The 24,215-nt window shown below is 61.7% G+C and carries 20 protein-coding genes; 15 read left to right on the top strand and 5 right to left on the bottom strand.

What is annotated here, in order from left to right; all coding sequences use genetic code 11:
• Nucleotides 1-56: 56 nt before the first annotated feature.
• From hglS to C2E15_RS10745, 3 genes are all read left to right on the top strand, one after another.
• Complete coding sequence (gene hglS, locus C2E15_RS10755; RefSeq protein WP_104957361.1) at nucleotides 57-1,400, top strand: 2-oxoadipate dioxygenase/decarboxylase HglS; 1,344 nt, start codon at nucleotides 57-59, stop codon at nucleotides 1,398-1,400.
• Nucleotides 1,401-1,666: 266 nt separating this feature from the next.
• Nucleotides 1,667-3,181, top strand: a complete 1,515-nt coding sequence (locus C2E15_RS10750; RefSeq protein WP_104957360.1) for a carboxylesterase/lipase family protein — start codon at nucleotides 1,667-1,669, stop codon at nucleotides 3,179-3,181.
• Between the two features lie 153 nt (nucleotides 3,182-3,334).
• Nucleotides 3,335-5,002 carry a methyl-accepting chemotaxis protein gene (locus tag C2E15_RS10745; RefSeq protein ID WP_104957359.1) on the top strand — a complete coding sequence of 556 codons (1,668 nt, stop codon included), beginning with the start codon at nucleotides 3,335-3,337 and terminating at the stop codon, nucleotides 5,000-5,002.
• A gap of 4 nt (nucleotides 5,003-5,006) precedes the next feature.
• Here C2E15_RS10745 and C2E15_RS10740 read toward each other — a convergent pair whose 3' ends face one another.
• Nucleotides 5,007-5,861 carry a LysR substrate-binding domain-containing protein gene (locus C2E15_RS10740; protein ID WP_104957358.1) on the bottom strand — a complete coding sequence of 285 codons (855 nt, stop codon included), beginning with the start codon at nucleotides 5,859-5,861 and terminating at the stop codon, nucleotides 5,007-5,009.
• 124 nt (nucleotides 5,862-5,985) lie between these two features.
• On the opposite strand from C2E15_RS10740, the gene C2E15_RS10735 reads away from it, so the two are divergent.
• Nucleotides 5,986-7,155, top strand: a complete 1,170-nt coding sequence (locus C2E15_RS10735; RefSeq protein WP_104957357.1) for a methionine aminotransferase — start codon at nucleotides 5,986-5,988, stop codon at nucleotides 7,153-7,155.
• Between the two features lie 18 nt (nucleotides 7,156-7,173).
• Nucleotides 7,174-7,956, top strand: a complete 783-nt coding sequence (locus C2E15_RS10730; protein ID WP_104957356.1) for a transporter substrate-binding domain-containing protein — start codon at nucleotides 7,174-7,176, stop codon at nucleotides 7,954-7,956.
• 4 nt (nucleotides 7,957-7,960) lie between these two features.
• Here C2E15_RS10730 and pepT read toward each other — a convergent pair whose 3' ends face one another.
• Nucleotides 7,961-9,187, bottom strand: coding sequence for a peptidase T (gene pepT / locus C2E15_RS10725; protein ID WP_104957355.1), 1,227 nt, complete (start codon nucleotides 9,185-9,187; stop codon nucleotides 7,961-7,963).
• Nucleotides 9,188-9,311: 124 nt separating this feature from the next.
• Here pepT and C2E15_RS10720 point away from each other — a divergent pair, with 124 nt between their 5' ends.
• From C2E15_RS10720 to C2E15_RS10700, 5 genes are all read left to right on the top strand, one after another.
• A complete protein-coding gene (locus tag C2E15_RS10720) occupies nucleotides 9,312-10,895 on the top strand; it encodes an ABC transporter substrate-binding protein (protein ID WP_104957354.1) in 1,584 nt (527 codons plus the stop codon).
• A gap of 176 nt (nucleotides 10,896-11,071) precedes the next feature.
• Nucleotides 11,072-11,392, top strand: a complete 321-nt coding sequence (locus tag C2E15_RS10715; RefSeq protein ID WP_104957353.1) for a PTS sugar transporter subunit IIB — start codon at nucleotides 11,072-11,074, stop codon at nucleotides 11,390-11,392.
• Nucleotides 11,392-12,726, top strand: coding sequence for a PTS sugar transporter subunit IIC (locus C2E15_RS10710; RefSeq protein ID WP_104957352.1), 1,335 nt, complete (start codon nucleotides 11,392-11,394; stop codon nucleotides 12,724-12,726). Before C2E15_RS10715 ends, C2E15_RS10710 begins: the two co-directional genes overlap by 1 nt.
• A 13-nt stretch (nucleotides 12,727-12,739) precedes the next feature.
• Nucleotides 12,740-14,134, top strand: a complete 1,395-nt coding sequence (locus C2E15_RS10705) for a glycoside hydrolase family 1 protein (RefSeq protein WP_104957351.1) — start codon at nucleotides 12,740-12,742, stop codon at nucleotides 14,132-14,134.
• Nucleotides 14,135-14,161: 27 nt separating this feature from the next.
• On the top strand, nucleotides 14,162-15,085 hold the full coding sequence (locus C2E15_RS10700; protein WP_104957350.1) for a LacI family DNA-binding transcriptional regulator: 924 nt from the start codon (nucleotides 14,162-14,164) through the stop codon (nucleotides 15,083-15,085).
• Nucleotides 15,086-15,287: 202 nt separating this feature from the next.
• Here the strand turns inward: C2E15_RS10700 and aldA are convergent, their stop codons facing one another.
• Nucleotides 15,288-16,730 carry an aldehyde dehydrogenase gene (gene aldA, locus C2E15_RS10695; RefSeq protein ID WP_104957349.1) on the bottom strand — a complete coding sequence of 481 codons (1,443 nt, stop codon included), beginning with the start codon at nucleotides 16,728-16,730 and terminating at the stop codon, nucleotides 15,288-15,290.
• Nucleotides 16,731-17,127: 397 nt separating this feature from the next.
• On the opposite strand from aldA, the gene rhaT reads away from it, so the two are divergent.
• The gene (gene rhaT / locus C2E15_RS10690; protein WP_104957348.1) at nucleotides 17,128-18,162 is read left to right on the top strand and encodes an L-rhamnose/proton symporter RhaT; all 1,035 of its coding nucleotides are present in this window, start codon (nucleotides 17,128-17,130) and stop codon (nucleotides 18,160-18,162) included.
• Nucleotides 18,163-18,224: 62 nt separating this feature from the next.
• On the opposite strand, the gene rhaR is transcribed toward rhaT, so the two are convergent.
• Together rhaR and rhaS are read right to left on the bottom strand one after the other, a co-directional pair.
• Entirely contained in the window at nucleotides 18,225-19,097 is an 873-nt protein-coding gene (gene rhaR, locus C2E15_RS10685) for an HTH-type transcriptional activator RhaR (protein WP_104957347.1), read from the bottom strand.
• 12 nt (nucleotides 19,098-19,109) lie between these two features.
• Nucleotides 19,110-19,934 (bottom strand): HTH-type transcriptional activator RhaS, encoded by an 825-nt coding sequence (gene rhaS / locus C2E15_RS10680; RefSeq protein ID WP_104957346.1) that lies wholly within the window; start codon nucleotides 19,932-19,934, stop codon nucleotides 19,110-19,112.
• 298 nt (nucleotides 19,935-20,232) lie between these two features.
• On the opposite strand from rhaS, the gene rhaB reads away from it, so the two are divergent.
• Genes rhaB through rhaM form a run of 4 tightly spaced genes read left to right on the top strand, consistent with a single transcriptional unit; the run spans nucleotide 20,233 to nucleotide 24,115 of the window.
• Nucleotides 20,233-21,705, top strand: coding sequence for a rhamnulokinase (rhaB, locus tag C2E15_RS10675; RefSeq protein WP_104959151.1), 1,473 nt, complete (start codon nucleotides 20,233-20,235; stop codon nucleotides 21,703-21,705).
• Nucleotides 21,702-22,958, top strand: a complete 1,257-nt coding sequence (locus C2E15_RS10670; RefSeq protein ID WP_104957345.1) for an L-rhamnose isomerase — start codon at nucleotides 21,702-21,704, stop codon at nucleotides 22,956-22,958. The genes rhaB and C2E15_RS10670 overlap by 4 nt, the downstream gene beginning before the upstream one ends.
• A gap of 10 nt (nucleotides 22,959-22,968) precedes the next feature.
• Nucleotides 22,969-23,811, top strand: a complete 843-nt coding sequence (gene rhaD, locus C2E15_RS10665) for a rhamnulose-1-phosphate aldolase (protein ID WP_104957344.1) — start codon at nucleotides 22,969-22,971, stop codon at nucleotides 23,809-23,811.
• A complete protein-coding gene (rhaM, locus tag C2E15_RS10660; RefSeq protein WP_104957343.1) occupies nucleotides 23,801-24,115 on the top strand; it encodes an L-rhamnose mutarotase in 315 nt (104 codons plus the stop codon). The genes rhaD and rhaM overlap by 11 nt, the downstream gene beginning before the upstream one ends.
• Nucleotides 24,116-24,215: the final 100 nt, after the last annotated feature.

The following is a 24,215-nucleotide window of genomic DNA, read 5'->3' as shown; positions in this document are numbered from 1 at the left end:
CCGCGTTTTTGCTTGCTCTACAGTGGCATCAGGTATGCGCAAATCAAGGCGAGGCTATGGAAAAGTTTGTCAGCGCGGATGCTCTCCGTGAACGTTTTTCTCAGGCGATGTCCACGATGTATCAGCAGGAGGTGCCGCAGTACGGCACGCTGCTGCAGCTGGTGTCGGATGTCAATCAGCAGGTACTGGCGCAGGATCGGGCGCTGGCCGATCGGCTGTCGGCGGCGGACGAACTGGCGCGCCTGAGCGTGGAGCGCCACGGCGCGATCCGCGTCGGCAGCGCGCAGGAGCTGAACACCCTGCGCCAGCTGTTCGCTATTATGGGCATGTACCCGGTAGGTTATTACGATCTGGCCCCCGCCGGCGTGCCGGTTCACTCGACGGCTTTCCGGCCGCGGGAAGGCGATGCGCTGCGCCGCAATCCGTTTCGTCTGTTCACTTCACTGCTGCGGCTGGAGCTGATCGAGGATCGCGTGCTGCGCGAGCGGGCCGCGGCGATCCTGGCGGCGCGGCGCATCTTTACGCCGCGTTGTCTGGCGCTGATCGCCTGCCATCAGCGCGTCGGCGGCTTCGATGAGCAGAGCGCCGACGAATTTGTGCGCGAGGCGCTGGAAACCTTCCGCTGGCACCGGCAAACCACCGTCGACCGCGCCACCTATGAGGCGCTGCATCAGCAGCACCGGTTGATCGCCGACGTAGTCTGCTTCCCCGGCTGCCATATCAACCACCTGACGCCGCGCACGCTGGATATCGATCGGGCGCAGGCCTTAATGCCTGAGTACGGCATTACGCCGAAGGCGATTATCGAAGGGCCGCCGCGCCGTCAGGTGCCGCTGCTGCTGCGGCAAACCAGCTTTAAAGCGCTCGAAGAGCCGGTTATCTTCCAGGATGGCGCGGCAGGGCGCCACACTGCACGCTTCGGCGAAATTGAACAACGCGGCGTCGCGCTGACGCCCGCCGGCCGCGAGCGTTACGACCGGCTGCTGGCGCAGGCGGGCAGCGGCGGCGACAACCAACAGCACCAGCAGCGGCTGGCGCATATCTTCAGCGACTTCCCCGACAACGAACGCGACCTGCGTCAGCAGCGGCTCGCCTGGTTTGAGTATCGCCTGACGGAAAAAGGGCGGCGGCAGGGCGTGCCGGCGGATGCGGATCGCGAAACGTTGATTGAGCAGGGATTGCTGATTGCCGATCCGCAAATCTATGAGGATTTCTTACCAGTCAGCGCCGCCGGCATCTTCCAGTCTAACCTCGGTGACGGGGCGCAGGAGCAGTTTGCCGCCGGGTCGAGCCGCGCCGATTTTGAAGCGGCGCTGGGCGGTGAGATCACCGATGAGATGACGCTCTATGCCGCGCGCCAGGCGGAAAGCCTGCGGCGCTGCGGTCTGCACCCCGAGTAAATCCATACGCGCGGCGGGAAGCACGCAGGCGGGCCGTCAGGCCTGCGTGCTTCTTCTCCCTGCGCCGATCCCGGCCCGCGCGTTTTCCGCCGTCTCTGGCCGCCACCCTTGCTGTTCCTTTCCCGCATCCCGCCTGCTGTCGCCACGCCGGGGTAAGCCTGCCTGACCGGCTGCGCTTATCGGCATAATCTGCAAAATGGCGCCTGCCATAGACAATAAAAATAAGCCTGCGAATAATATGCCCGTGCTTTACGATGGAAAAAATAATGAAGAACGAACCTTTAAGAATTCTCACGGCTGAGGGTGCATTACGCGGCGCGATTGATGACGGTATTTTTGTTTTCAAGGGAATTCCCTACGCGGCGCCGCCGACGGGGCCGCTGCGCTGGCGCGCGCCGCGTCCGGCAACGCCATGGCAAGAGGTGCGTGACGCAACGCAATGGGGCAACGCCAGCTGGCAGAATCGCGAATATTGCCTGCTGGCGGGCGGCGGCGATCCGGGGCCGCTCAGCGAAGATTGTCTCTATCTGAACGTCTGGTCGCCGGAGATCCAGCCGTCGCGCCCGCTGCCGGTGATGGTCTGGATCCACGGTGGCGGCTTCACTATCGGTGCGGGGGCGCTCAGCCCCTATAACGGCAAGCCGCTGGCCGCACGCGGCGTGGTGGTGGTAACCCTCAATTATCGGCTCGGCCACCTCGGCTTTTTCGCCCATCCGGCGCTGGACGCGGAATCGCCGCGCGGCGAGGCGATCAATAATTTCGCTCTGCTGGATCAAATCGCCGCGCTGCAGTGGGTACAGCGTAATATTGCCGCCTTCGGCGGCGACCGCCGTAACGTCACTATTTTCGGCGAATCCTCCGGCGGGCGCAGCGTGCTGTCGCTGTTTGCTTCGCCGCTGGCGGCGGGGCTGTTCCATAAAGGCATCGTGCAGAGCGCCTACAGCCTGCCCGATAAAAAACGCAGCGAGGCGCTGGCAAGCGGCGTGGCGACGGCGCATCACCTTGGTCTGGAGAACGCCACGGCGGAAGAGCTGCGCGCGCTGCCTGCGGACAGCTTCTGGTCGCTGCCGCCGCATCTCGGCAACGGGCCGGTCGCCATTGCCGGCGACCGGGTGCTGCCGAAGCCGGTGGTGGAGGTGTTCGCCGCCGCGCGTCAGCACCGTTATCCGCTGATGATCGGCTATAACAGCGACGAGGCGAGCGTGCTGGAGTTTTTCGGCGTCGATCCCGTTGCCACCATCACCGATCTGCGCGCCCGGCGGCCGCTGCTGCTGAAAATGATCCGGTCGCTCTATGACGAACATAACGATCGCCGCCTCGGCAGAAAGGTGGCGCGCGATATGGCGTTCGGCACCATGACCTGGCTGGCGGTGCAGGCGCAGCATCGCCGCGGCGTGCCGGGCTGGCGCTACTACTTTGACTATGTGTCGGAGAACTCGCGCGATCTCTGCCCCGACGGCAGCTGGCACGGTAATGAAATCCCTTACGTGATGGATACGCTGAGCGCGGAGAACCCGCAGCAGGCGAACCGACCCTTTACCGACAACGATCGCGCTTTTGCCCGTCGCGTCAGTGAATACTGGTTGCGCTTCGCCCATGACGCCACCGAGTTTTCCCATCAGCTGCAGGGTGAAATCCCCTGGCCCGCATGGCGGCCAGGCGAAGACATCACCCTGCGCTTTGGGGTAAAGGGGGAGGCGGCCATCCGCCCGGAAACGCGCTTTATGCGCCTGCGCCTGCGCCTGCTGCGGCTATTGGTGCGCGCCATGGTGCGGCTGTAGGCGACGCCGGAGGCCGGATCGTCGCGCCGCGGCGAGCGGCGTCTGTTAAGGATGTTATAAAACAGTATAAGTTTTGCAAAAGCTGCCGATAACAGTCGATAAGCCCGCCAGGTGGCGGAACATTTGACGGTTATTGACCGAATTGAGGCAGCTATGCAGCTTTTAAAAAACTTCACCATACGCGCCGTTATGCTTTCTATTCTTGGCCTGTTTTGTTTACTCTGGTCGGCAGTGGGCATGTACAGCGTACACTCGTTAAACGCCCTTAGCGACGGCAACAGCGTCGATCGCCAGCTGGTGGCGCAGATGACCATCCTCAGCAAAGGGAACGATCAATATTTCCGTTTTGTCACCCGCCTTTCCCGCGTAATGGAAACGCGCACCGCCGGCGGCACGCCGGATGCGGCAGCGTTTGCTAACGTGCAGAAAGCCCTCGATGGCATGGCGAAGCAGCTGGAGCTGTTTAAAGCGGCGGCGCCGGGGCCGATGGACGCCGCCACCTCTACGGCGGTGGAAGAGAGCTGGGCGAAGCTGCTGGAGCAGGGCGTGCGCCCGCAGATGCAGCTGGCGCAGCAGGGCTCGATAGAGGATTATCGCCGCCACGCCAACGACGTTACGCCGGCGCTGAGCCGTGAATTCGGCGCGCTGTCGGAAAAATATACCGCGGCGGCGGGCGTGATGCTTGACCAGACGCGCGTCACCGTCGATCGCATCACCGTTATCACGCGTATCACCATTATCGTGGCGGTGATTTGCGGCCTGCTGATCCTGCTGTTCACCGATCGCTACCTGGTGAACATGCTGGTGCGTCCGCTGGATATGCTGCGCGGCCACTTCCGTAAAATCGCCGATGGCGATCTGAGCCAGCCGATCGACGATCTCGGCCGCAACTGCGTCGGCAAGCTGGTACCGCTGCTGCGCGCCATGCAGGATAGCCTGCGCGAGGCGGTCAGCGCCATTCGCGGCGGCACCGAGAATATCTACCGCGGCGCGGCAGAAATCTCAATGGGCAACAACGACCTCTCTTCGCGCACCGAGCAGCAGGCGGCGGCGCTGGAGCAGACTGCGGCCAGCATGGAGCAGCTGACGGCGACGGTGAAGCTTAACGCCGACAACGCCCGTCAGGCGAGCGATCTGGCGGATAACGCCTCGCTGACCGCCGGTCAGGGCGGCAAGCTGGTCAGCGATGTGGTCAGTACCATGTCCGGTATCTCGGAAAGCTCGAAAAAAATCGCTGAGATCACCAGCGTGATCAACAGCATCGCCTTCCAGACCAATATCCTGGCGCTTAACGCCGCGGTGGAAGCGGCGCGTGCCGGTGAGCAGGGTCGCGGCTTCGCCGTGGTGGCCAGCGAAGTGCGCAATCTGGCGCAGCGCAGTGCCGGAGCGGCAAAAGAGATTGAATCGCTGATTGGCGACTCCGTGCAGCGCGTCGATACCGGTTCGAAGCTGGTAAGCGAAGCGGGCAGCACCATGAATGCCATCGTTAAGGCAGTAGGCGATGTTACTGAGATCATGAAGCAGATCGCCGCCGCGTCGGAAGAGCAGAGCAAAGGCATCGCTCAGGTGGGTACGGCGGTGGCCGAGATGGACACCGTAACGCAGCAGAACGCCTCGCTGGTGGAGGAGGTTTCCGCCGCCGCCGCCGCGCTGGAGCGTCAGACCGAAGATCTGCAGCGTTCAGTGGCGAAATTCCGCCTCTCAACGGAGAGCGGCCAGCCGGTGGAGCCGGTGAAATCGCCGGTGATGAAAGGCGCCCCGACGCGTCTGAAACCGGCCAGCGCCAGCAGCGGCGCAGCGGACGACTGGGTCTCTTTCTGATCCGTTATACCGCCTGACACAACCACGCCACCAGCGTCGCAAGATGCGGTGGCGTTTCTTTTTCCGTCCGGCTGATCAAACTGTAAACCGCGCCGGTGGCGACGCTGGCGGCAAACGGGGCGACCGGCCGCCGCGCGGCCAGATCGCTCTCTACCAGCGTCACATCGGCGACGGTAACGCCAAACCCCTCAATTGCCGCCCCTGTAGCCAGGTCCATCGTTGAAAAGTGCTGATTGCGCCGCATCGGCAGCGTGGCGTCCTGCGCCTGCAGCCACAGCCGCCAGTCGCGATCGCCTTCTGAGGGATGCAGAAAGGTAAAGCCGGCAAGATCGCTTATCCGCAGCGGGCCGCCGCCGGGCAGCAGGCTTTGTGCGATCACCGGTGTAATGCGCTCGGCAAACAGCAGATGCGCGCCCGTCATCGGTGGCCCATACAGAATCGCCGCATCGAAATTACCCAGCTGCTGGCTGTGGCACAGGGTGGTGGTCAGCGTGACGTGCAGATCGGGATGCTGTTGTTCCAGCTGCACCAGCTTCGGCAGCAGCCAGCGCATGGCGCAGGTTGGGGCGCGCAGGCGCAGCGCGCCGCCGGCATCGTGCGCCTGTTCGGCGGCGTTCAGCATCAGATCGTAACCCTGCTTCAGCTGCGGCAGCAGCGCCGCGCCGCGCGGCGTCAGCCGTAGCCCGCGCGCATGTCTGTCGAACAGCGCAAAGCCGAGCCAGCTTTCCAGCGCGCCGATTTTGCGGCTGACCGCGCCCTGCGTCAGGCAAAGCTCGTCGGCGGCGCGGGTGAGGTTAAGGTGGCGCGCGGCCACCAGAAAAGCGCGGATAGCGTTCAGCGGCAGCGACTGGCGGGACATAGGATTTCCCCAGGCTATGAATTTTATGCATGGCTATTATGATCACAATTCGCTTGCCGCCACAAGCGCGCCCGGTTTGAATGGATATAGATTTATTTTGTATATTTATTCATTAGGGAAAACTATGACTCTGGCTTCGACGGTGGCCCGGCGTTCAAAACTGCCGGACGTAGGCACCACCATATTCAGCGTGATCGGGCAGCTGGCGGCGCAGCACGGGGCGATTAATCTCTCACAGGGCGCGCCGAACTTTCCCTGCGATGACAGGCTGGTGGCGCGCGTCAACCAGGCGATGCGTGATGGCCACAATCAGTATGCGCCGATGACCGGCTACCTGCCGCTGAAAGAGGCGCTGGCGGAAAAGGTGCTACGCCTCTATGGCCAGCGTTACGACGTTACCAGCGAGGTGCTGATTACCGCCAGCGCCAGTGAAGGGCTGTACGCCGCCATCGCCGCGCTGGTGCATCCCGGCGATGAAGTGATCTTTTTCGAACCCGCTTTTGACAGCTATGCGCCGGTGGTGCGGCTGCAGGGGGCGACGCCGGTGGCGCTTAAACTGGCGCCGCCGCGTTTCGCCATCGACTGGAGCGCGGTGCGCGCCGCCATCACGCCGCGCACCCGCATGATCATTATCAACACGCCGCATAATCCCACCTCGCAGACGCTGAGCGCGGAGGACCTGGCGCAGCTCGCCGCGCTGACCCGCCATAGCGACATCATTATCCTGTCGGACGAGGTGTATGAACATATGCTGTTTGACGGGCGTCGGCATCACGGCATGGCCACCCATCCGGAGCTGGCGCAGCGCAGCGTGATTGTCTCCTCGTTCGGCAAAACCTTTCACGTTACCGGCTGGCGCGTCGGTTACTGTCTCGCGCCGGCGGAGCTGATGAGCGAGGTGGTTAAGGTGCATCAGTTTCTGATGTATGCCGCCGATACCCCGATGCAGGTGGCGCTGGCGGCCTGGCTGCAGGATCCGGCGCACTACCAGTCGCTTGCCGCCTTCTGGCAGCGCAAGCGCGATCTGCTGATCTCCCTGCTGCAGGAGTCGCCGTTTCAACTGCTACCGGCAACGGGATCCTTTTTTATGCTCGCCAGCTACGGCCATTTCAGCGATGAGAGCGACAGCGAGATGGTGAAGCGGCTGATTATCGAACATGGCGTGGCCACCTTACCGCTCTCCGCTTTTTATACCGACCACACCGATAACCGGCTGATCCGTCTCTCGTTCGCCAAAGACGACGCGACGCTGCAGGCGGGCGCGCATGCGCTCTGCCTGCTGAAGCCGCGCTGACTACTCTGAGGAAACGCTATGAAAAACATCTCCCTGCTTTGCCTGGCGCTGGGCTTCTTTGCCGCACAGCAGGCCATAGCGCAGGAGACGCTGCGCTACGGCGTGGAATCGCAATATCCGCCATTTGAAAGCCGCAACGCGCAGGGCGAACTGGAAGGGTTCGATATCGATCTCGGCAAAGCCATCTGCGCGGCGGGCCATTTCCGCTGCAGCTGGGTGGAAAGCAGCTTCGACACGCTGATCCCCGGCCTGATGGCGAAAAAATTTGATGCGATCAACTCGGCAATGAACATCACCGCCGCACGCATGAAAAGCATCGCATTTACCCAGCCGATCTACCGTATTCCCAGTATGCTGGTGGGCCGACGCGACGCCGGCCTGCAGCCGGACGCCGCCGGGCTAAAGGGCAAGACCATCGGCGTGCTGCAGGGGTCGATTCAGGAAACCTACGCGAAGCAGCACTGGGAGCCGCACGGCGTCACCGTCACCGCTTACCAGGATCAGAACCAGGTCTATAACGATATGGTGGCAGGGCGGCTGGATGGCACGCTGGTGATGTCGGCGGCGGGGCGGTCGGGCTTTCTCGCCAGGCCGCAGGGCAAAGGTTTCGCCTTTATCGGCAAGGCGGTAGAGGATGACGCCATCCTCGGCTCCGGCATCGGTTTCGGCCTGCGCAAGGCGGATGCGGAGCGCAAGGCGGCGCTGGACGCGGCCATCCGCAAGGTGCAGCAGGATGGCACGGTGAAACAGCTGGCGGAGAAATATTTTCCCGGCATTGATGTCAGCGTCGCCGCGCCGTAGCGCCTCAGCGCGCCGCCAGCAGGCAGAGTTTTTCCGCCACCTGGTAGGATTTAACAAACGACGGGATCGGCAGAAACTCAAAGCGCGAATGGAAGTTATGCGCGCCGGTGAAAAAGTTAGGCGTCAGCAGCCCCTTCGCCGACAGCGCCGCGCCGTCGGTGCCGCCGCGCATCGCCACCACCTTCGGCGTAATCTGCAGCGCGTCGAGGGCGGCGAAAATCAGATCGATGGCGCGCCGGTCGCTGCCGACGGCGTTGCTGATATTGCTGTAGATATCCGTGACCGTCGCGTCAACCGCGCCGCTGGGGTAGCGGGCAGCGATCTGGCGCGCCGCATCGGTAATCTCCTGCTTGCGCTGTTCAAAGCGTGTCAGGTCGAAATCGCGAATCGACGCTTTCAGCCGTGCTTCGTTGGCGCTGGCGACGATCTCGTTAAACCAGATATAACCTTCGCGCCCTGCGGTATGTTCCGGCGTCTGCTGACGATCGAAGCAGGCGATAAAATCGTGCGCCATCAGCAGCGGGTTGACCAGCACCCCTTTGGCGGACATCGGGTGCGCCGGCACGCCGGTAAAACGGATCTCCGCCGCCGCGCCGTTAAAGTTTTCATACACCACTTCGCCCAGTTCGCAGCAGTCGATGGTCCAGGCGAAATCGACATTAAAGCGCCGCTCCAGATCGAGCGCTTTGGCGCCGCGTAGCCCAATCTCCTCGTCCGGCACAAAGGCGACAACAATATCGCCATGCTCGCCGCTCAGGTTCTCCATCAGCGTCATCACGACGCTGACCGCCGCCTTGTTATCGGCACCCAGCACGCTGGTGCCGTCGCTGAAGATAATCTCCTGACCGCGATAGGGCAGGATCTCCGGGTGTTCGGCGACGCGCAGCCAGATATCTTGCTGCGCATTCAGGCAGAGATCCTCGCCGTCAAAGCGCAGCGTCTGCGGATGGATATCGGCGGAAAGGCCGACATCGACGGTATCGATATGGGTGATAAAGCCGACGCGCGGCGCGCCGGGTCGGTTGCCCGGTTTCACGGCGGTGACCGTGGCGTACGCATCTATCTCCACCTGCTGCAGGCCCAGCGCGCGCAGCTCTTGCGCCAGCAGCTGCGCCATGCGCTGCTGTCCCGGCGTGCTGGGCAGGGCGGTGGCGTGCGCGTCGCTTTGACTGCTGACAGCAAGGTAACGGTAAAAACGGTCGGTTAACTGACGGGCCAGCCTGTCGGTCATAGCGCTTCCTTATTAAGGCGTTTTCGCCATTCTGCCGGCGAGGAAAACGTGTTATTTATTAACCAGATGTTAATTGGTTTTACACATCGCCAGCGGGCAAAGTCAACGAAAAGTGAGGGTGGAGATGAAAAAAACAGTAACGTGCGCGACGCTGATGCTGCTGTTCAGCGCCACGGCGGCGGCGAAAACCCTGGTCTACTGCGCGGAAGGCTCGCCGGAAAACTTTAACCCCCAGCTCTACACCTCCGGCACCAGCGTGGATGCCAGCGCGGTGCCGATCTTTAACCGGCTGGTGGAGTTTAAAACCGGCACCACCGAGCTGGAGCCAAGCCTGGCGCAACGCTGGGAGATCTCGCCAGACGGTACGGTCTACACTTTCTATCTGCGTAAAGATGTCCCTTTTCACCGCAGCAAAACTTTTACTCCAACGCGCCCGCTCAATGCCGACGATGTGATCTTCTCGTTTATGCGGCAGATGGATCCTAAAAATCCCTATCATCAGGTCTCCGGCGGCACCTACGCCAATTTTGAAAGCCTGGAGTTCGGCAAGCTGATCAAAAAGATCGATAAGGTGGACGATCATACCGTGCGCTTTACCCTGGCCCATGCGGAAGCGCCGTTTCTTGCCGATCTCGCCTGGTATTTTGCCTCGATTCACTCCGCCGAATATGCCGATAAGATGTTGAAGGCGGGAACGCCGGAGCGTGTCGACCAGCAGCCGATCGGCACCGGGCCGTTCCAGCTGGTGCAGTATCAGAAAGATTCGCGCATTCTCTATAAAGCGTTCCCCGACTACTGGCAGGGCAAAGCGAAGCTGGATCGGCTGGTGTTTACCATTACGCCGGATGCCTCGGTGCGCTACGCCAAGCTGGAAAAAAACGAATGTCAGGTCATGCCGTTTCCTAATCCCGCCGATCTGCCGCGCATCCGTCAGAACCCCGATCTGACGCTAATGCAGAAATCGGGCCTGAACACCGGCTTCCTCGCCTTTAACACGCAAAAGCCGCCGCTGGATAAGGTCGAGGTGCGGCAGGCGCTTACCCTGGCGATCAATAAGCCGGCAATTATCGACGCCATTTTCCACGGCACCGGCAGCGTGGCGAAAAACCTGCTGCCGCCGGACGTCTGGAGCAGCGACAGCGCGCTGAAAGATTACCCCTGGGATCCGCAGCAGGCGAAACGGCTGTTGCAGCAGGCAGGCATTAAGCCCGGCACTACCATCGATCTCTGGGCGATGCCGGTACAGCGCCCCTATAATCCCAACGCACGCCGCATGGCGGAGATGATCCAGGCGGACTGGGCCGCCGTCGGTATCAAGGCGCGCATTGTCAGCTATGAGTGGGGCGAGTACCTGAAGCGGGTGAAAAACGGCGAGCATCAGGCGGCGCTGATGGGCTGGACCACCGCCACCGGCGATCCCGATAACTTTTTCAGCCCGCTGTTCAGCTGCACCTCCGCCAACGGCGGCTCTAACTCCGCAAAGTGGTGCTATCAGCCGTTTGAAAAACTGATCAACGCCGCGCGCACCGAGCAGGACCATGGCCGCCGCATCGCGCTTTACCAACAGGCGCAACAGATGATGCATGACCAGGCGCCGGCGGTGATGATCGCCCATTCCACTATCTTTGAACCGGTGCGCAACAGCGTCAGCGGCTATCAGATCGATCCTTTCGGCAAACATATCTTCTATCAGGTCGATATGAAGTAGCCTGTCGGGCGGCGTCCCGCGCCGCCCGATTGATTAATTTTCGTGAACAAAATCACAGCCCCTTTCTTTTCCCGTCGCTGAATCATGAACTCTCTCGCAAATTGCCGCGCTGGTGATGGAAACCGGTTTCCGTTTTGTTTCCTATAGGGGGTCGAAACCGTGAGAGGGCGCATGCCATGTACAAGATTATGCTTTGCTGTTCCGCCGGAATGTCCACCAGCATGCTGGTGAGAAAAATGCAGGATGAAGCCGCGAGCCGTGGGCTGGAGGCGGATATCGCCGCTTTCAGCGCCACCGAATTCGATGAGCGCTTCGCCAGCTACGACGTGGTGCTACTGGGGCCGCAGGTGAAATATATGCAGGAGACGCTGGCGGCGAAGAGCGCCGGGGTCGGCATTCCGGTCGCCACCATCAACATGATGGATTACGGCACCATGCGCGGCGATAAAGTGCTGGATTACGCCCTGCAGCTGATCGAGCAGAAAGGGGTGGCATGATGTCGTCACTTTATCAGGGCTTAATTAATATCATCGAGCGCAAGATCACGCCGCTGGCGGGCGCCGTGGGCCAGCAGCGGCATGTGATCGCTATCCGCGACGGTTTCGTCGCGGCGCTGCCGTTTATGATCATCGGCTCATTTATGCTGGTGTTTATCTTCCCGCCGTTCGCCGCCGACAGCCAGTGGGCTTTCGCCCGCGGCTGGCTCGATTTCTCGCTGCGCCATCGCGATCAGCTGATGCTGCCTTACTATCTCAGCATGGGGGTGATGACCTTTTTTATCTCCACCGGCATCGGCGCCAGCCTGGGACGCCACTACAAGCTGGAGCCGGTGATGACCGGCCTGCTGGCGCTGATGGGTTTTCTGCTGGTGGCCGCGCCCTATCATGACGGCCATATCGCCACCGATTACTTCTCCGGGCAGGGCATCTTCACCGCAATCCTCACCGCAATTTACACTACCGAGATCTACGCGCTGCTGAAGCGCAAAAACATCACCATTCGCCTGCCGAAAGAGGTGCCAACCGGCGTGGCGCGCTCGTTTGAAATCCTTATCCCGGTGATTGTGATTGTGGCGACGCTGCATCCGCTCAATCTGCTGGTCGCCTCCTGGACCGGCATGATCATTCCGGAAGCGATTATGCATCTGCTGCAGCCGCTGGTTTCCGCCTCCGATACGCTGCCGGCGGTACTGCTATCGGTACTGATTTGCCAGATCCTGTGGTTTGCCGGCATTCACGGCGCGCTGATCGTCACCGGCATTATGAACCCGTTCTGGCTGACCAACCTGGCGGCGAACCAGGCGGCGCTGGAGGCGGGACAAACGCTGCCGCACACCTATCTGATGGGCTTCTGGGATTTTTATCTGCTGATCGGCGGCGTTGGGTCGACGCTGCCGCTGGCGTTTCTGCTGCTGAAAAGCCGTGCCGCGCACCTGCGCACCATCGGTAAAATGGGCATCGTTCCCAGCTTCTTTAATATCAACGAGCCGATCCTGTTCGGCATGCCGATCATTATGAACCCGCTGTTTTTCGTGCCCTTTATTCTGGTGCCGATGATCAACGCCGTCTTCGCCTGGACTGCCACCAAACTGGGCTGGGTGGCGCAGGTGGTATCGATGGCGCCCTGGACCACCCCCGCGCCGATCGGCGCCTCGTGGGCCGCCAACTGGGCCTTTAGCCCGGTAATTATGTGCCTGTGCTGTATGACACTCTCTGCGCTGATCTACCTGCCGTTCGTGAAGGCCTGGGAGCGCAGCCTGCTGCGTCAGGAGCAGGATGCGCAGGCCAGGCAGGCGGCAGCGGCACCCGACGCCGGTTTACCCACACCCTGAGAGGAACCGTTAAATGGAATATCAGTTTCCACAAGATTTCTGGTGGGGCAGCGCCAGCAGCGCGCCGCAGACCGAAGGTGCAAGCCTGAGCTTCGGCAAAAGCGCCACCGTCTGGGATCGCTGGTTCGACGAGGCGCCCACACGCTTTCACCGTCAGATTGGCCCGGCAGAGACCTCGACCTTTTATCAGCACTGGCGCGAAGATATCGCGCTGCTAAAACACCTGCGCCATAACACGTTCCGCACCTCGATCGCCTGGTCGCGCCTGATCCCGGAAGGGCGCGGCGCGGTCAATCCGGAGGCGGTGACGTTCTATAACCAGATCATTGATGAAATGCTGCGTCAGGGCATTACCCCCTTTATCAACCTATTTCATTTCGATATGCCGATGGCGATGCAGCAGGCGGGCGGCTGGGAAAACCGCGAGGTGGTGGCGGCTTATGCCGACTATGCGCAAACCTGTTTCCGCCTGTTCGGCGATCGGGTGAAGCACTGGTTTACCTTTAACGAGCCGATTGTGCCGGTAGAAGGGGGTTATCTTTACGATTTCCACTATCCAAACGTGGTCGACTTCCGGCGCGCCGCCACCGTGGCTTACCACACCATGCTGGCGCATGCGCAGGCGGTACAGCGTTTCCGCGAGGGCGGCCATCAGGGCGAAATCGGCATTATTCTCAATCTGACGCCCTCCTATCCGCGCTCATCGCATCCGGCGGACCAGCAGGCGGCGCACATCGCCGATCTCTTCTTTAACCGCAGCTTTCTCGATCCGGCGCTGCTGGGGCGCTACCCGCCGGCGCTGGTGGCGCTGCTGGAGGAGCATCAACAGTTGCCGGTCTGCCAGCCCGGCGACGAAGCGCTGTTGGCGGCCGGGCGCGTCGATCTGCTCGGCGTTAACTATTACCAGCCGCGTCGGGTGAAGTGCCGTGATGCGCTGGTCAATCCACACAGCCCCTTTATGCCCGAATGGTTTTTCGATCACTATGCGATGCCGGGCCGCAAAATGAACCCCTATCGCGGCTGGGAAATCTATGAAAAAGGCATCTATGACATCCTCAGCGATCTGCGGCAAAACTACGGTAATCCACGCTGTTTTATCTCCGAAAACGGCATGGGCGTGGAGGATGAGCAGCGTTTCGCCCGCGACGGCCGTATCGAGGATGATTACCGTATCGAATTTGTGCGCGATCATCTGATCTGGCTGCACCGCGCGCTGCAGGAAGGTTCGCGCTGCCTGGGGTATCATATGTGGACCTTTATCGATAACTGGTCGTGGAGCAATGCCTACAAAAACCGCTACGGTTTTGTACAGCTCGATCTTGACAGTCAGCAGCGCCGCGTGAAAAAAAGCGGCGAGTGGTTTGCGCGCGTCGCCAGCGAAAATGGCTTTACCCTGGACGAAAAATAGCGAAAGAGCGGAGAACAACGGAGACCTATGGCGAGTATTAATGATGTTTCGCGCCTGGCTAAAGTATCAAAAGCGACCGTTTCCCGGGTGCTGAGCGGCAGCCGGGGCGTGAAAGAGGAGAGCCGCGACGCGGTACTGCGTGCCGTTGAAAAGCTCAACTACAAACCTAACGTGATCGCCCAGTCGCTTACCCGACAGAGAACGCACTGCGTCGGCGTGATTTGCGCCACCGAGCATGTGCAGCAGGCGACCGGCTACCTGCAGGCTCTGGAAAAGGCGCTGAGCCAGGATGGCAAGCATCTGCTGCTGCGCTTCGCCAACAGCGCGCCGGCGGTGGCGCAGGCGATGGAGGAGCTGGGCGCGGGGCGCTGCGACGCGGTGATGGTGGTCGGCGCGCGCTTTGCGCTGCCCGACGAGGCGAAGCAGGCGGTGCTGATTGACTGTCTCGACGGCGGCGACGGCCCGCAGCTGGCGATCGATTACCAGTTCGCCAGCCTGACCGCCTGCCACTATCTGTTCAGCCAGCAGCGCCGCAAAATCGTGCTGATCAACTTCAGCCGCGGCGAGGCGGCGGAGCAGGTGCTGGCGGGCTACTGCGATGCGCTGGAGAGCGTGGCGCTGCCCTATAACCGCCAGCTGGTCTGCGGCAGCGAGGAGTCGGTCAGCGTGGCGCTGCAAACGCTGATCAATCGTCATATCGCCTTCGATGCGCTGCTGGTTTCCGATTACATCAAAAGTCGCGAGGCGATAGCGCTGTTGCGCCGCTTCCAGCGCCAGGTGCCGCAGGAGGTGATGGTCTTTAGCCTCGACGGCGCGGTGCCGGTGGTCGGCGCGCCGGAGATGCCGCAGATGGCGTGGCCGCTGGATATGCTGGCGCAGCGCGCGCTGCAGCTGATTGGTGGCGAAAATATCGCTTTCCCTCCGCTGCGCGGCAGCCTGATCGCTCCCTGAAAGCCAGGGTGTGAAAAGGGCGCTGACGAGGGGAATCATCGCCGCCCTTGTGACACTGTAACAAAAAACGCGCATGGCACCGCTTTTTGCCCAGCCCGATCGCTCCTTAAGAAGAGTGTAAAGAAAACAGAAAAGGCGTCGACGAGATCAATCATCGACGCCTTTGTGACACTGTAACAAAAGGGGGGCCGGCTGCCGGTTGTCAGGACGGGCTGAACTGCAAATAAGCCACGTGCGTCTGCAGGTACTCCTCCAGCCCGTGCCGGCCATCTGCGCCGCCAATGCCCGATTTACGCCAGCCGGCGTGGAATCCCTGCATCGCCTCGAAATTCTCGCGGTTGATATAGGTTTCGCCAAATTTCAGCTGGCGCAGGGCGGTCATCGCCGTATTCAGGCTCTGCGTATAGAGCGACGAGGTCAGGCCGTAGTCGCTGTCATTGGCCAGCGCGATCGCCTCGTCCAGCGTGCGGAAGGTGGCCACCGGCAGCACCGAGCCGAAAATCTCCTCGCGCATAATCGTCATCTCCTGCGTTACGCCGCTCAGGATCGTAGGCGGGAAGAAATAGCCGGTAGTCCCGGCGCGTTTGCCGCCGGTGACCAGCCGCGCGCCCTGTTCCACGGCGCGCGCCACTTTCTCCTCAACGCGTTTCAGCGCGTCGGCATTGATCAGCGGTCCCATATCGATATCGCGCTGCTCCGCCGGGTTGCCCCAGGTGATCTTACTGAAGGCGGCGGTCAGGCGCGTCATAAAGGCGTCGTAGATCTCTTCCTGCACGTAGACCCGCTCGGCGCAGTTGCACACCTGGCCGCTGTTAATCATGCGCGAGCTGACGATCGCCCTGACCGCCAGATCGAGATCGGCATCGTTCATCACAATAGCTGGCGCTTTGCCGCCCAGCTCCAGCGAGACTTTGGTGACGTTCTGCGCGGCAGCGGCCATGGTCTGGATCCCGGCGTTGACGCTGCCGGTCAGGCTTACCATGCCCACTTTCGGGTTGGCGGCCAGCTCCTGGCCTACCACCGGCCCGTAGCCAAACACGAAATTAACGACCCCTTTCGGCAGCCCGACCTGCTGTACGATCTCCGCAAATATCGCTGCGTTGACCGGCGTTACTTCGCTGGGCTTCAGCACAATGGTGTTGCCGGTGATCAGCGCCGGCGCCGCCTTGCGCGCGATAAGGAAAAAAGGGAAATTCCACGGCAGAATGCCGGTAGTGACGCCGATCGCCTTCTTAAATACAAAGATATTTTCGTCAGGCCGGTCGCTTTGCACGATATCGCCTTCGTAACGGCGCGCCCACTCCGCCATGTAGTCGAGGTAGTCGGCGGTAAACAGCACTTCGGTCTGCGCCAGCCCCTGGGTTTTGCCCCCTTCGGCGACGATGACGGCGGTCAGCTCGGCCTCGCGCTGGCGAATACCCTCGGCGATCTTATGCAGCCAGCGGCCGCGCTCCACCGCCGGCAGCGCTTCCCAGCCCGGCTGCGCCGCGGCGGCGGCATCGATGGCGCGGCGGGCATCCTGCGCGCTGCCTTCCGGCACCTGGGCGATAACCGCTTCTGTTGCCGGGTTGATCACCTCAATCCACGCGCCCTGATGGGACTGAAATTCGCCGTCGATAAACATCTGTTTTTGACTGGTTGCCATCTGCCCGCTCTCCGTTAGTCGCTTTGCACTCTGTTGTTAATAAAAAGATATAAAACTGTTGCGTTGGCACACCTTGACCTGGGAAAGTTCTCAGCACCTTCTTCTGGTTGCCAGGCTGACCTGACAACTGGCAAAAATGCGCGAATTCACCTGCGCAGGCAGGCATAAACGGAAAATGACCTTTCTGTACAGGGGGTTAGCCTGACCAGCCGCATTGCCCGCGTTGGCGTGGGCAATGTAATCAATTTGTGATCGTTATCGAGGCCACCTGCTGATTTTTGCCACCGGGGCTCACAGGCGGGCAGTCAGCGAAAGGCTGACAGGGAAATGAACTCTTTAGACTCGCGGTAACCGGGAGCGTGTCTCCCGCTGGCCTCAACCTTACTAAGGAATAACGATGAACAACGCAATCCTTGCCGGCATCTTCTGGCATCTGGTGGGCGCCGCCAGCGCCGCCTGCTTTTATGCCCCGTTTAAACGCGTCAGGCACTGGTCCTGGGAAACCATGTGGTCAGTGGGCGGCGTAATGTCATGGCTGATCCTCCCCTGGGCGGTCAGCGCCGTGCTGCTGCCCGACTTCTGGGGCTACTATCAGCAGTTCACCCTGGCGCAGCTGACGCCGGTGTTTCTCTTCGGCGCCATGTGGGGCATCGGCAACGTCAACTACGGGCTGACGATGCGCTATCTCGGCATGTCGATGGGTATCGGCATCGCTATCGGCATTACGCTGGTGGTGGGCACGCTGATGACGCCGCTGCTGCAGGGGCGCTTTATGGTGTTGTTCAGCTCCACCGGCGGCCGCATGACGCTGCTGGGCGTGCTGATCGCGCTGGTGGGCGTCGCTATCGTCTCGCGCGCCGGCTTCCTGAAAGAGCGCGCGCTCGGCATCAGTGCCGAAGAGTTCAACCTGAAGAAGGGCCTGGTGCTGGCGGTGCTGTGCGGCATTTTCTCCGCTGGCATGTCGTTCGCCATGGACGCGGCGAAGCCGATGCACGAAGCGGCGGCGGCGGCCGGCATCAATCCACTCTACGTGGCGCTGCCCAGCTATGTGGTGATCATGGGCGGCGGCGCGCTGGTTAACCTGGCGTACTGCTTTATTCGCCTGGCGGTAAAGCCTTCGCTCTCGATCCGCGCCGACTTTTCGCTGGCGAAACCGCTGCTGGGCGCCAATATCGCCTTCGCCGCGCTGGGCGGCCTGATGTGGTACCTGCAGTTCTTCTTCTACGCCTGGGGGCACGCCAATATTCCGGCGCAGTATGATTTTGTCAGCTGGATGCTGCATATGAGTCTCTACGTGCTGTGCGGCGGCATCGTCGGCCTGCTGATGAAAGAGTGGCATGCGGTCGGGCGTCGCCCGGTCAGCGTGCTGTCAGTCGGGTGCCTGGTGATTATCCTGGCGGCGAATATCGTCGGCATGGGGATGGCGGGCTAAGCGATAAGAGCAGGGCGGCCGCGCGGCGCAAAACCTGCGCCGCGCGCCTGCGACAAAGCGGCCTATTTTTGCCGTTCCGCTACCGGCGGCGCGGTGTTGTCGGCGCGCTCGAAGCGTTGGCGCCAGGCGCTGGGGGTGAAATGGGTTTCTCGGGTGAACACGGCGGAAAAGTAATTGCTGTCGTCAAAGCCGCAGCGTGCCGCCACCTCGCCAATCAGCAGGTCGGTGCTACGCAGCAGGTATTTCGCCTGGCAAAGCTGCCGCTGACGCAGATAGTGGCCGATGGTCATGCCGGTTTGCTGGCGAAACAGCTGCTTCAGGGCGCGTTCGCTCAGGCGGTTGTGATGGCAAAAGGCGGCAAGATCGAATGAGCGGGCGGGGCTCGCCTGAATCGCCGACATCAGCAGATCGAGCTGTTCCCCTTCCGGCAGCTCCCCGGCGCGCTCGGCGACGTAGCGGTGGCGGCGTAAAATCAGCGCCAGCTGCAGGAACAGCGCCTCCGCCAGCTGCATAGAGAGCAGGTCAGTTTTACGGCTCTCCTGCTCCAGCTGCACGATTACGCCGCGCGCCAGCGCCATGCCGCGCGTGGTCAGGCGCCAGTGAGCGCGATAGTCGGCGGCGTCCAGCGGCAGCAGCAGCGACCAGTCGAGCCCAAGACGAAAGCGTTCGGGGCAGTAGAGAATATTATCCAGCACCAGATCGTTCACCGATTCATAGCTGTGGCAGTCGCTGTGCTGGATATAGAACAGGTCGCCGCAGGTTACCAGCCAGGGGCGATCGTTAAGCACGTGCAGGCCGTTGCCGCGCCAGACTATGACGATTTCACTGAACTCATGACGATGCGGCGGAAAAGAGGGCTGCGGCGTGCGATCGGCCACCGCGACCGGCATCGCCTCCGAGGGAAAATAATCCGCCTTCGCCAGTATCAGCCCCATCCTGTTCTCCCTTTACCACATCTGTTGTCGCTCGGCGCGCGGTGCGCAGCCAAATTCGCGGCGAAACAGCGTTGAAAAATGGTTGCTGTCGCCGAACCCGCATTGAAATGCGATATCCGTGATGCGCATATCGCTGTGGCGCAGCAGGTGCCGCGCCTGTAACAGCCGCAGCCGGTTGAGATAGCGCTGCGGCGTGCTGCCGGTTTGCTGCTTCAGCTGCCGATGCAGCGTACGCAGCGAGAGCGAAAAGCGATCGGCCAGCGCATCCCAGTCGACCTCTTCGCTGTAATGTTCATTCAGCCAGTCAAGCAGCCGCAGCAGCCGCGCCTCCTGGGCGTCACTCTCCTGTTCACGGCCGCCCTGGCGCAGCAGCACCAGCAGCTGCATAAACGTCAGCTCCTGACGCACGCGCTGCTCGGTGGCGTCGCCGCCGTCTGGATCCTGCAGCTGCGTCACCAGCGCTTTCGCCTGCGCCATCACCCGATTGCTGATGCGCCAGTGGGAAGGGTAGCGGCCGTCGCGCTCCTGCGGCAGCAGATCCTGCAGCCCGGCGAGAAAGCGAAACGCCTGCGGGCCGCGCCACAGCACGTTGGTCAAATAGAGGTTTTCGGTCTGCTCATAAAGGTGCCTGTCGTGATCGCGCACAAAGCAGACGCAGCCGCCGCACAGCGATTGCGGCTGGCCGTTGAAGATATGGATCCCCGCCCCCTGTTCCACCAGGACGATTTCATGAAAATCATGGTGATGTTCCGGAAAAACGCCCTGTGGGGCCCTTGGCTCGATCGCCACCGGCAGGTCGCCGTTGGGGAAGAAATCAGCGCTGTGTAACACGGTCATGATGCGTCCTCGTTTGCCTGCGTGCGACCGATACTAGCCAGCGCGGGCTTAACTTACCTTGAATTTTGCACCGCAAAACAGGCTTAAGCGGTTAATTTTTCAAGAAACCGCTGGAAATATTCAGAATTGAGGCGACTGTCACACCGTTATGTTGAGCGGATGAAAAACAGAACTGTGAATTGCTTCACGTCTTTCTTTACGCCCCTGCCAGCGCGGCGACAAGAGTGGCAGTGTCAGTAAGGTAGCGAATTCGCAACGTTTTACACTGGTGAGCATGTTTCATCAGGAAGCGAATCTTATGACCCACCGCAATTTTGTTGCCATCGATCTCGGCGCCTCAAGCGGCCGCATCATGCTGGCGCGCTACCAGCCGGAAACGCAATCGCTGACGCTGGAGCAGATTGGCCGTTTCGCCAACCGCCGCCACCAGACGCAAGGGTATGACTGCTGGGATCTCGACGCGCTGGAGCAGGCAATCCGCGACGGGCTGGAGCAGCTGCTGGCCAGCGGCATCGTGCCGGAAAGCATCGGCATCGATACCTGGGGCGTAGATGTGGTAATGCTGGATCGGGCGGGCGAGCGCGTCGGCCTGCCGGTCTCCTACCGCGACCAGCGCACCCACGGCGTGATGGCGCAGGCGCAGCGCGAGCTGGGACGCGATCTGATCTGGCAGCATACCGGCATTCAGTTCCTGCCGTTTAATACCCTTTACCAGCTGCGCGCCTTTAGCCAGGCGCACCCCGATAAGGTGGACGAGGTCGCTCACGTGCTGATGATCCCGGACTATCTGCACTACCGGCTCACCGGGCAGCTTAACTGGGAATATACCAACGCCAGCACCACGCAGCTGCTTAACCTGGAGACCGGCGAGTGGGACAGCCAGCTGCTCAGCTGGGCGGGTGCCCGCCCGGCGTGGTTTGGCGCGCCGCGTCAGCCAGGCACGCACGTCGGTGTCTGGCAGAGCCGCTGCGGGCAGCGCATTCCGCTGGTGGCGGTCGCCACGCACGATACCGCCAGCGCGGTGCTGGCGACGCCGCTCGCCTCGTCCGATGAGGCCTATCTCTGCTCCGGCACCTGGTCGCTGCTCGGCTTTGAAAGCGCGACGCCATTCAACAGCGCCGCCGCGCTCAGCGCTAATGTCACCAATGAAGGCGGCGCGGAAGGGCGCTATCGGGTGCTGAAAAACATTATGGGGCTTTGGCTGCTGCAGCGCGTCTGCGACGAACTGCAGATTGACGATCTCTGCGCGTTGATTGCCGAAGCGGAACGCTATCCCGCCTGCCAGGCGCTGATCGACGCCAACGACGCCCGCTTTATCAACCCGGCCAGCATGGTGCGTGAAATTCAGGATGCCTGCGCCGGGCAGGCGATGCCGGTGCCGCACAGCCCGGTGGCGCTGGCGCGGACGATTTTCGACAGCCTGGCGCTGCTCTATCGCCAGGTGGCGGAAGAATTGTCGACGCTGCGCGGGGCGCCCCTGAGCCGCCTGCATATCGTCGGTGGCGGCAGCCAGAACCCGCTGCTCAACCAGCTCTGCGCCAACGCCTGCCGGCTGCCGGTTAGCGTCGGGCCGGTCGAGGCTTCCACGCTTGGCAATATCGGCAGCCAGCTGATCGCCTGCGGCGCGCTGGCGGACGTTGAGGCGTTCCGCCGCTGCGTGGCGCAAAATTTTCCCTCCCAGCTTATTCACCCTCTCACAGACAGCGCGCTAACCGACGGCTGGTCGCGTTTTCAGGCGCTGAAACAACCGCGTAAGGAATTGTGCTTATGACCAGGCTTACAGAACAGGCTTTTGAACTGGCGAAACAGCGATTCGCCGATACCGGCGTCGATGTCGAGGCCGCCATGTCCCGGCTGGATAAGATCCCGGTTTCCATGCACTGCTGGCAAGGTGACGACGTGCGCGGCTTTGAAAACCCGCAGGGGGCGCTGACCGGCGGCATTCAGGCCACCGGCAACTATCCGGGCCGCGCGCGCAATGCCGACGAGCTGCGCGCCGATGTGGATCTGGCGCTGGGGCTGATCCCCGGCCCGAAACGCTTCAACCTGCACGCTATCTATCTTGAAAGCGATCGTCCGGTAGCGCGCGATGCGATCGAACCACAGCACTTCGCCAACTGGGTCAGCTGGGCGAAAGAGCGTCAGCTCGGGCTTGATTTCAACCCGACCTGCTTTTCCCATGCGCTGAGCGCGGACGGTTTTACGCTCTCCCACGCCGACGCGGGCGTGCGTCAGTTCTGGATCGATCACTGCAAGGCCAGCCGTCACGTCTCCGCCTGGTTCGGCGAGCAGCTGGGTAGCCCGTCGGTGATGAATATCTGGGTGCCGGACGGCATGAAGGATCTCACCATCGATCGCTTCGCGCCGCGTCAGCGTTTGATGCAGTCGCTGGATGAGGTGCTGGCCGAGAAGCTGAACCCGGCCCACCATATCGACGCGGTGGAGAGCAAGCTGTTCGGCATTGGCGCCGAGAGCTACACCGTCGGCTCGAACGAGTTCTGCCTCGGCTACGCCGCCAGTCGGCAAACCGCGCTGACGCTGGACGCCGGCCATTTCCATCCTACCGAAGTGATCTCCGACAAAATCTCCACCGTGATGCTCTACGTGCCGCGCCTGTTGCTGCACGTTAGCCGTCCGGTGCGCTGGGACAGCGATCATGTGGTGCTGCTGGATGATGAAACCCTGGCGATCGCCCAGGAGATCGTGCGGCAGAAGCTGTTCGACAAGGTGCATATCGGCCTCGATTTCTTCGACGCCTCGATCAACCGCATCGCCGCCTGGGTGATCGGCACCCGCAACGCCAAAAAGGCGCTGCTGCGGGCGTTGCTGGAGCCGACCGCTAAACTGCGGGCGCTGGAGGCGGCGGGGGATTACACCGCGCGGCTGGCGCTGCTGGAAGAACAAAAATCGCTGCCCTGGCAGGCGGTATGGGAGATGTGGTGCCTGCGTCACGATGTCCCGGCGGACGCCAGCTGGCTGCGCAGCGTGCGCGATTATGAAGAACAGACCCTCAGTCAACGGTAAGGATGACGCTATGCAATCGATTCTTTCTTCCTGGTTCGTTCAGGGAATGGTGAAGGCCACCAGCGATATGTGGCTGAAGGGATGGGACGAACGCAACGGCGGCAACGTCAGCATGCGTCTGCTGCCGGAAGAGGTGGCGCCCTTTAAACAGGATTTTGTCGCCGATCCGCGTTGCATCGAACTGAGCCGCCCGGCGCCCGGCCTGGCGAACGACTGGTTTATCGTTACCGGCTCCGGCAAGTTTTTCCGCAATGTGCAGCTCGATCCGGCGGACAGCCTGGCACTGTTGCAGGTGGATGAGAAAGGCCTCTCCTATAAAATTCACTGGGGGCTGGCGAACGGCGGCGTGCCGACTTCGGAGCTGGCCTCGCATTTCCAGTCGCACAGCGTGCGCAAGCTGCGTACCCACGGCGCGGATCGGGTGATCATGCACTGCCACGCGACGAATTTTATGGCGCTGAGCTACGTGGTGGAACTGGATTCGGCGCGCTTTACCCGCTTGCTGTGGGAGGGCAGCACCGAATGCCTGGTGGTGTTCCCTGACGGCGTCGGCATCGTGCCCTGGATGGTGCCTGGCACCGATGAGATCGGCGACGCCACCGCGCAGCAGATGCAGGCGCACAGCCTGGTGATGTGGCCTTTCCACGGCATCTTTGGCGCCGGGCCGACGCTGGATGAGACGTTCGGCCTGATCGATACCGCTGAAAAATCATCCGAGGTGCTGGTGAAAGTGATCTCCATGGGCGGCCTGCGTCAGAGTATCACCACCGAACAGCTGATTGCGTTGGGGCAACGTTTTAACGTTGAGCCGTGGCAGGCGGCGCTGGATACGGGGCCGGCCCATGTTGCGTAAAGCTTTTGTGATGCAGGTCTATCCGCACTGCCATGAAGCCTATCAGCAGCGGCATTCGCCCATCTGGCCGGAGCTGGAGCAAACGCTGAAGGCGCACGGCGCGCATCGCTACAGCATCTTCCTTGATGAGCAGCGCAGCCTGCTGTTCGCCTGCGTGGAGATAGAATCGGAGTCGCGCTGGGAAGCGGTGGCGCAAACCGAGGTATGCCAGCGCTGGTGGGCCTCCATGCGCGAACTGATGCCGGCGAATCCAGATAACAGCCCGGTAAGCCAGCCGCTAAAACAGGTTTTTTATCTGGAATAGCCGCTGACGCGTGCGGGCGCCATGAACCGGGCGCGTCGCACCGCGCATAAGCGCCCGCGCGGGTGAGCGGGTGCCAGCGGCGGCATGCCATCAGCCGTAA

This window comes from Mixta gaviniae (genome assembly GCF_002953195.1).
Lineage (GTDB): Bacteria > Pseudomonadota > Gammaproteobacteria > Enterobacterales > Enterobacteriaceae > Mixta > Mixta gaviniae.
Note: the sequence above shows the minus strand (reverse complement) of the source record. Positions and strands in the feature narration are given on the sequence as shown.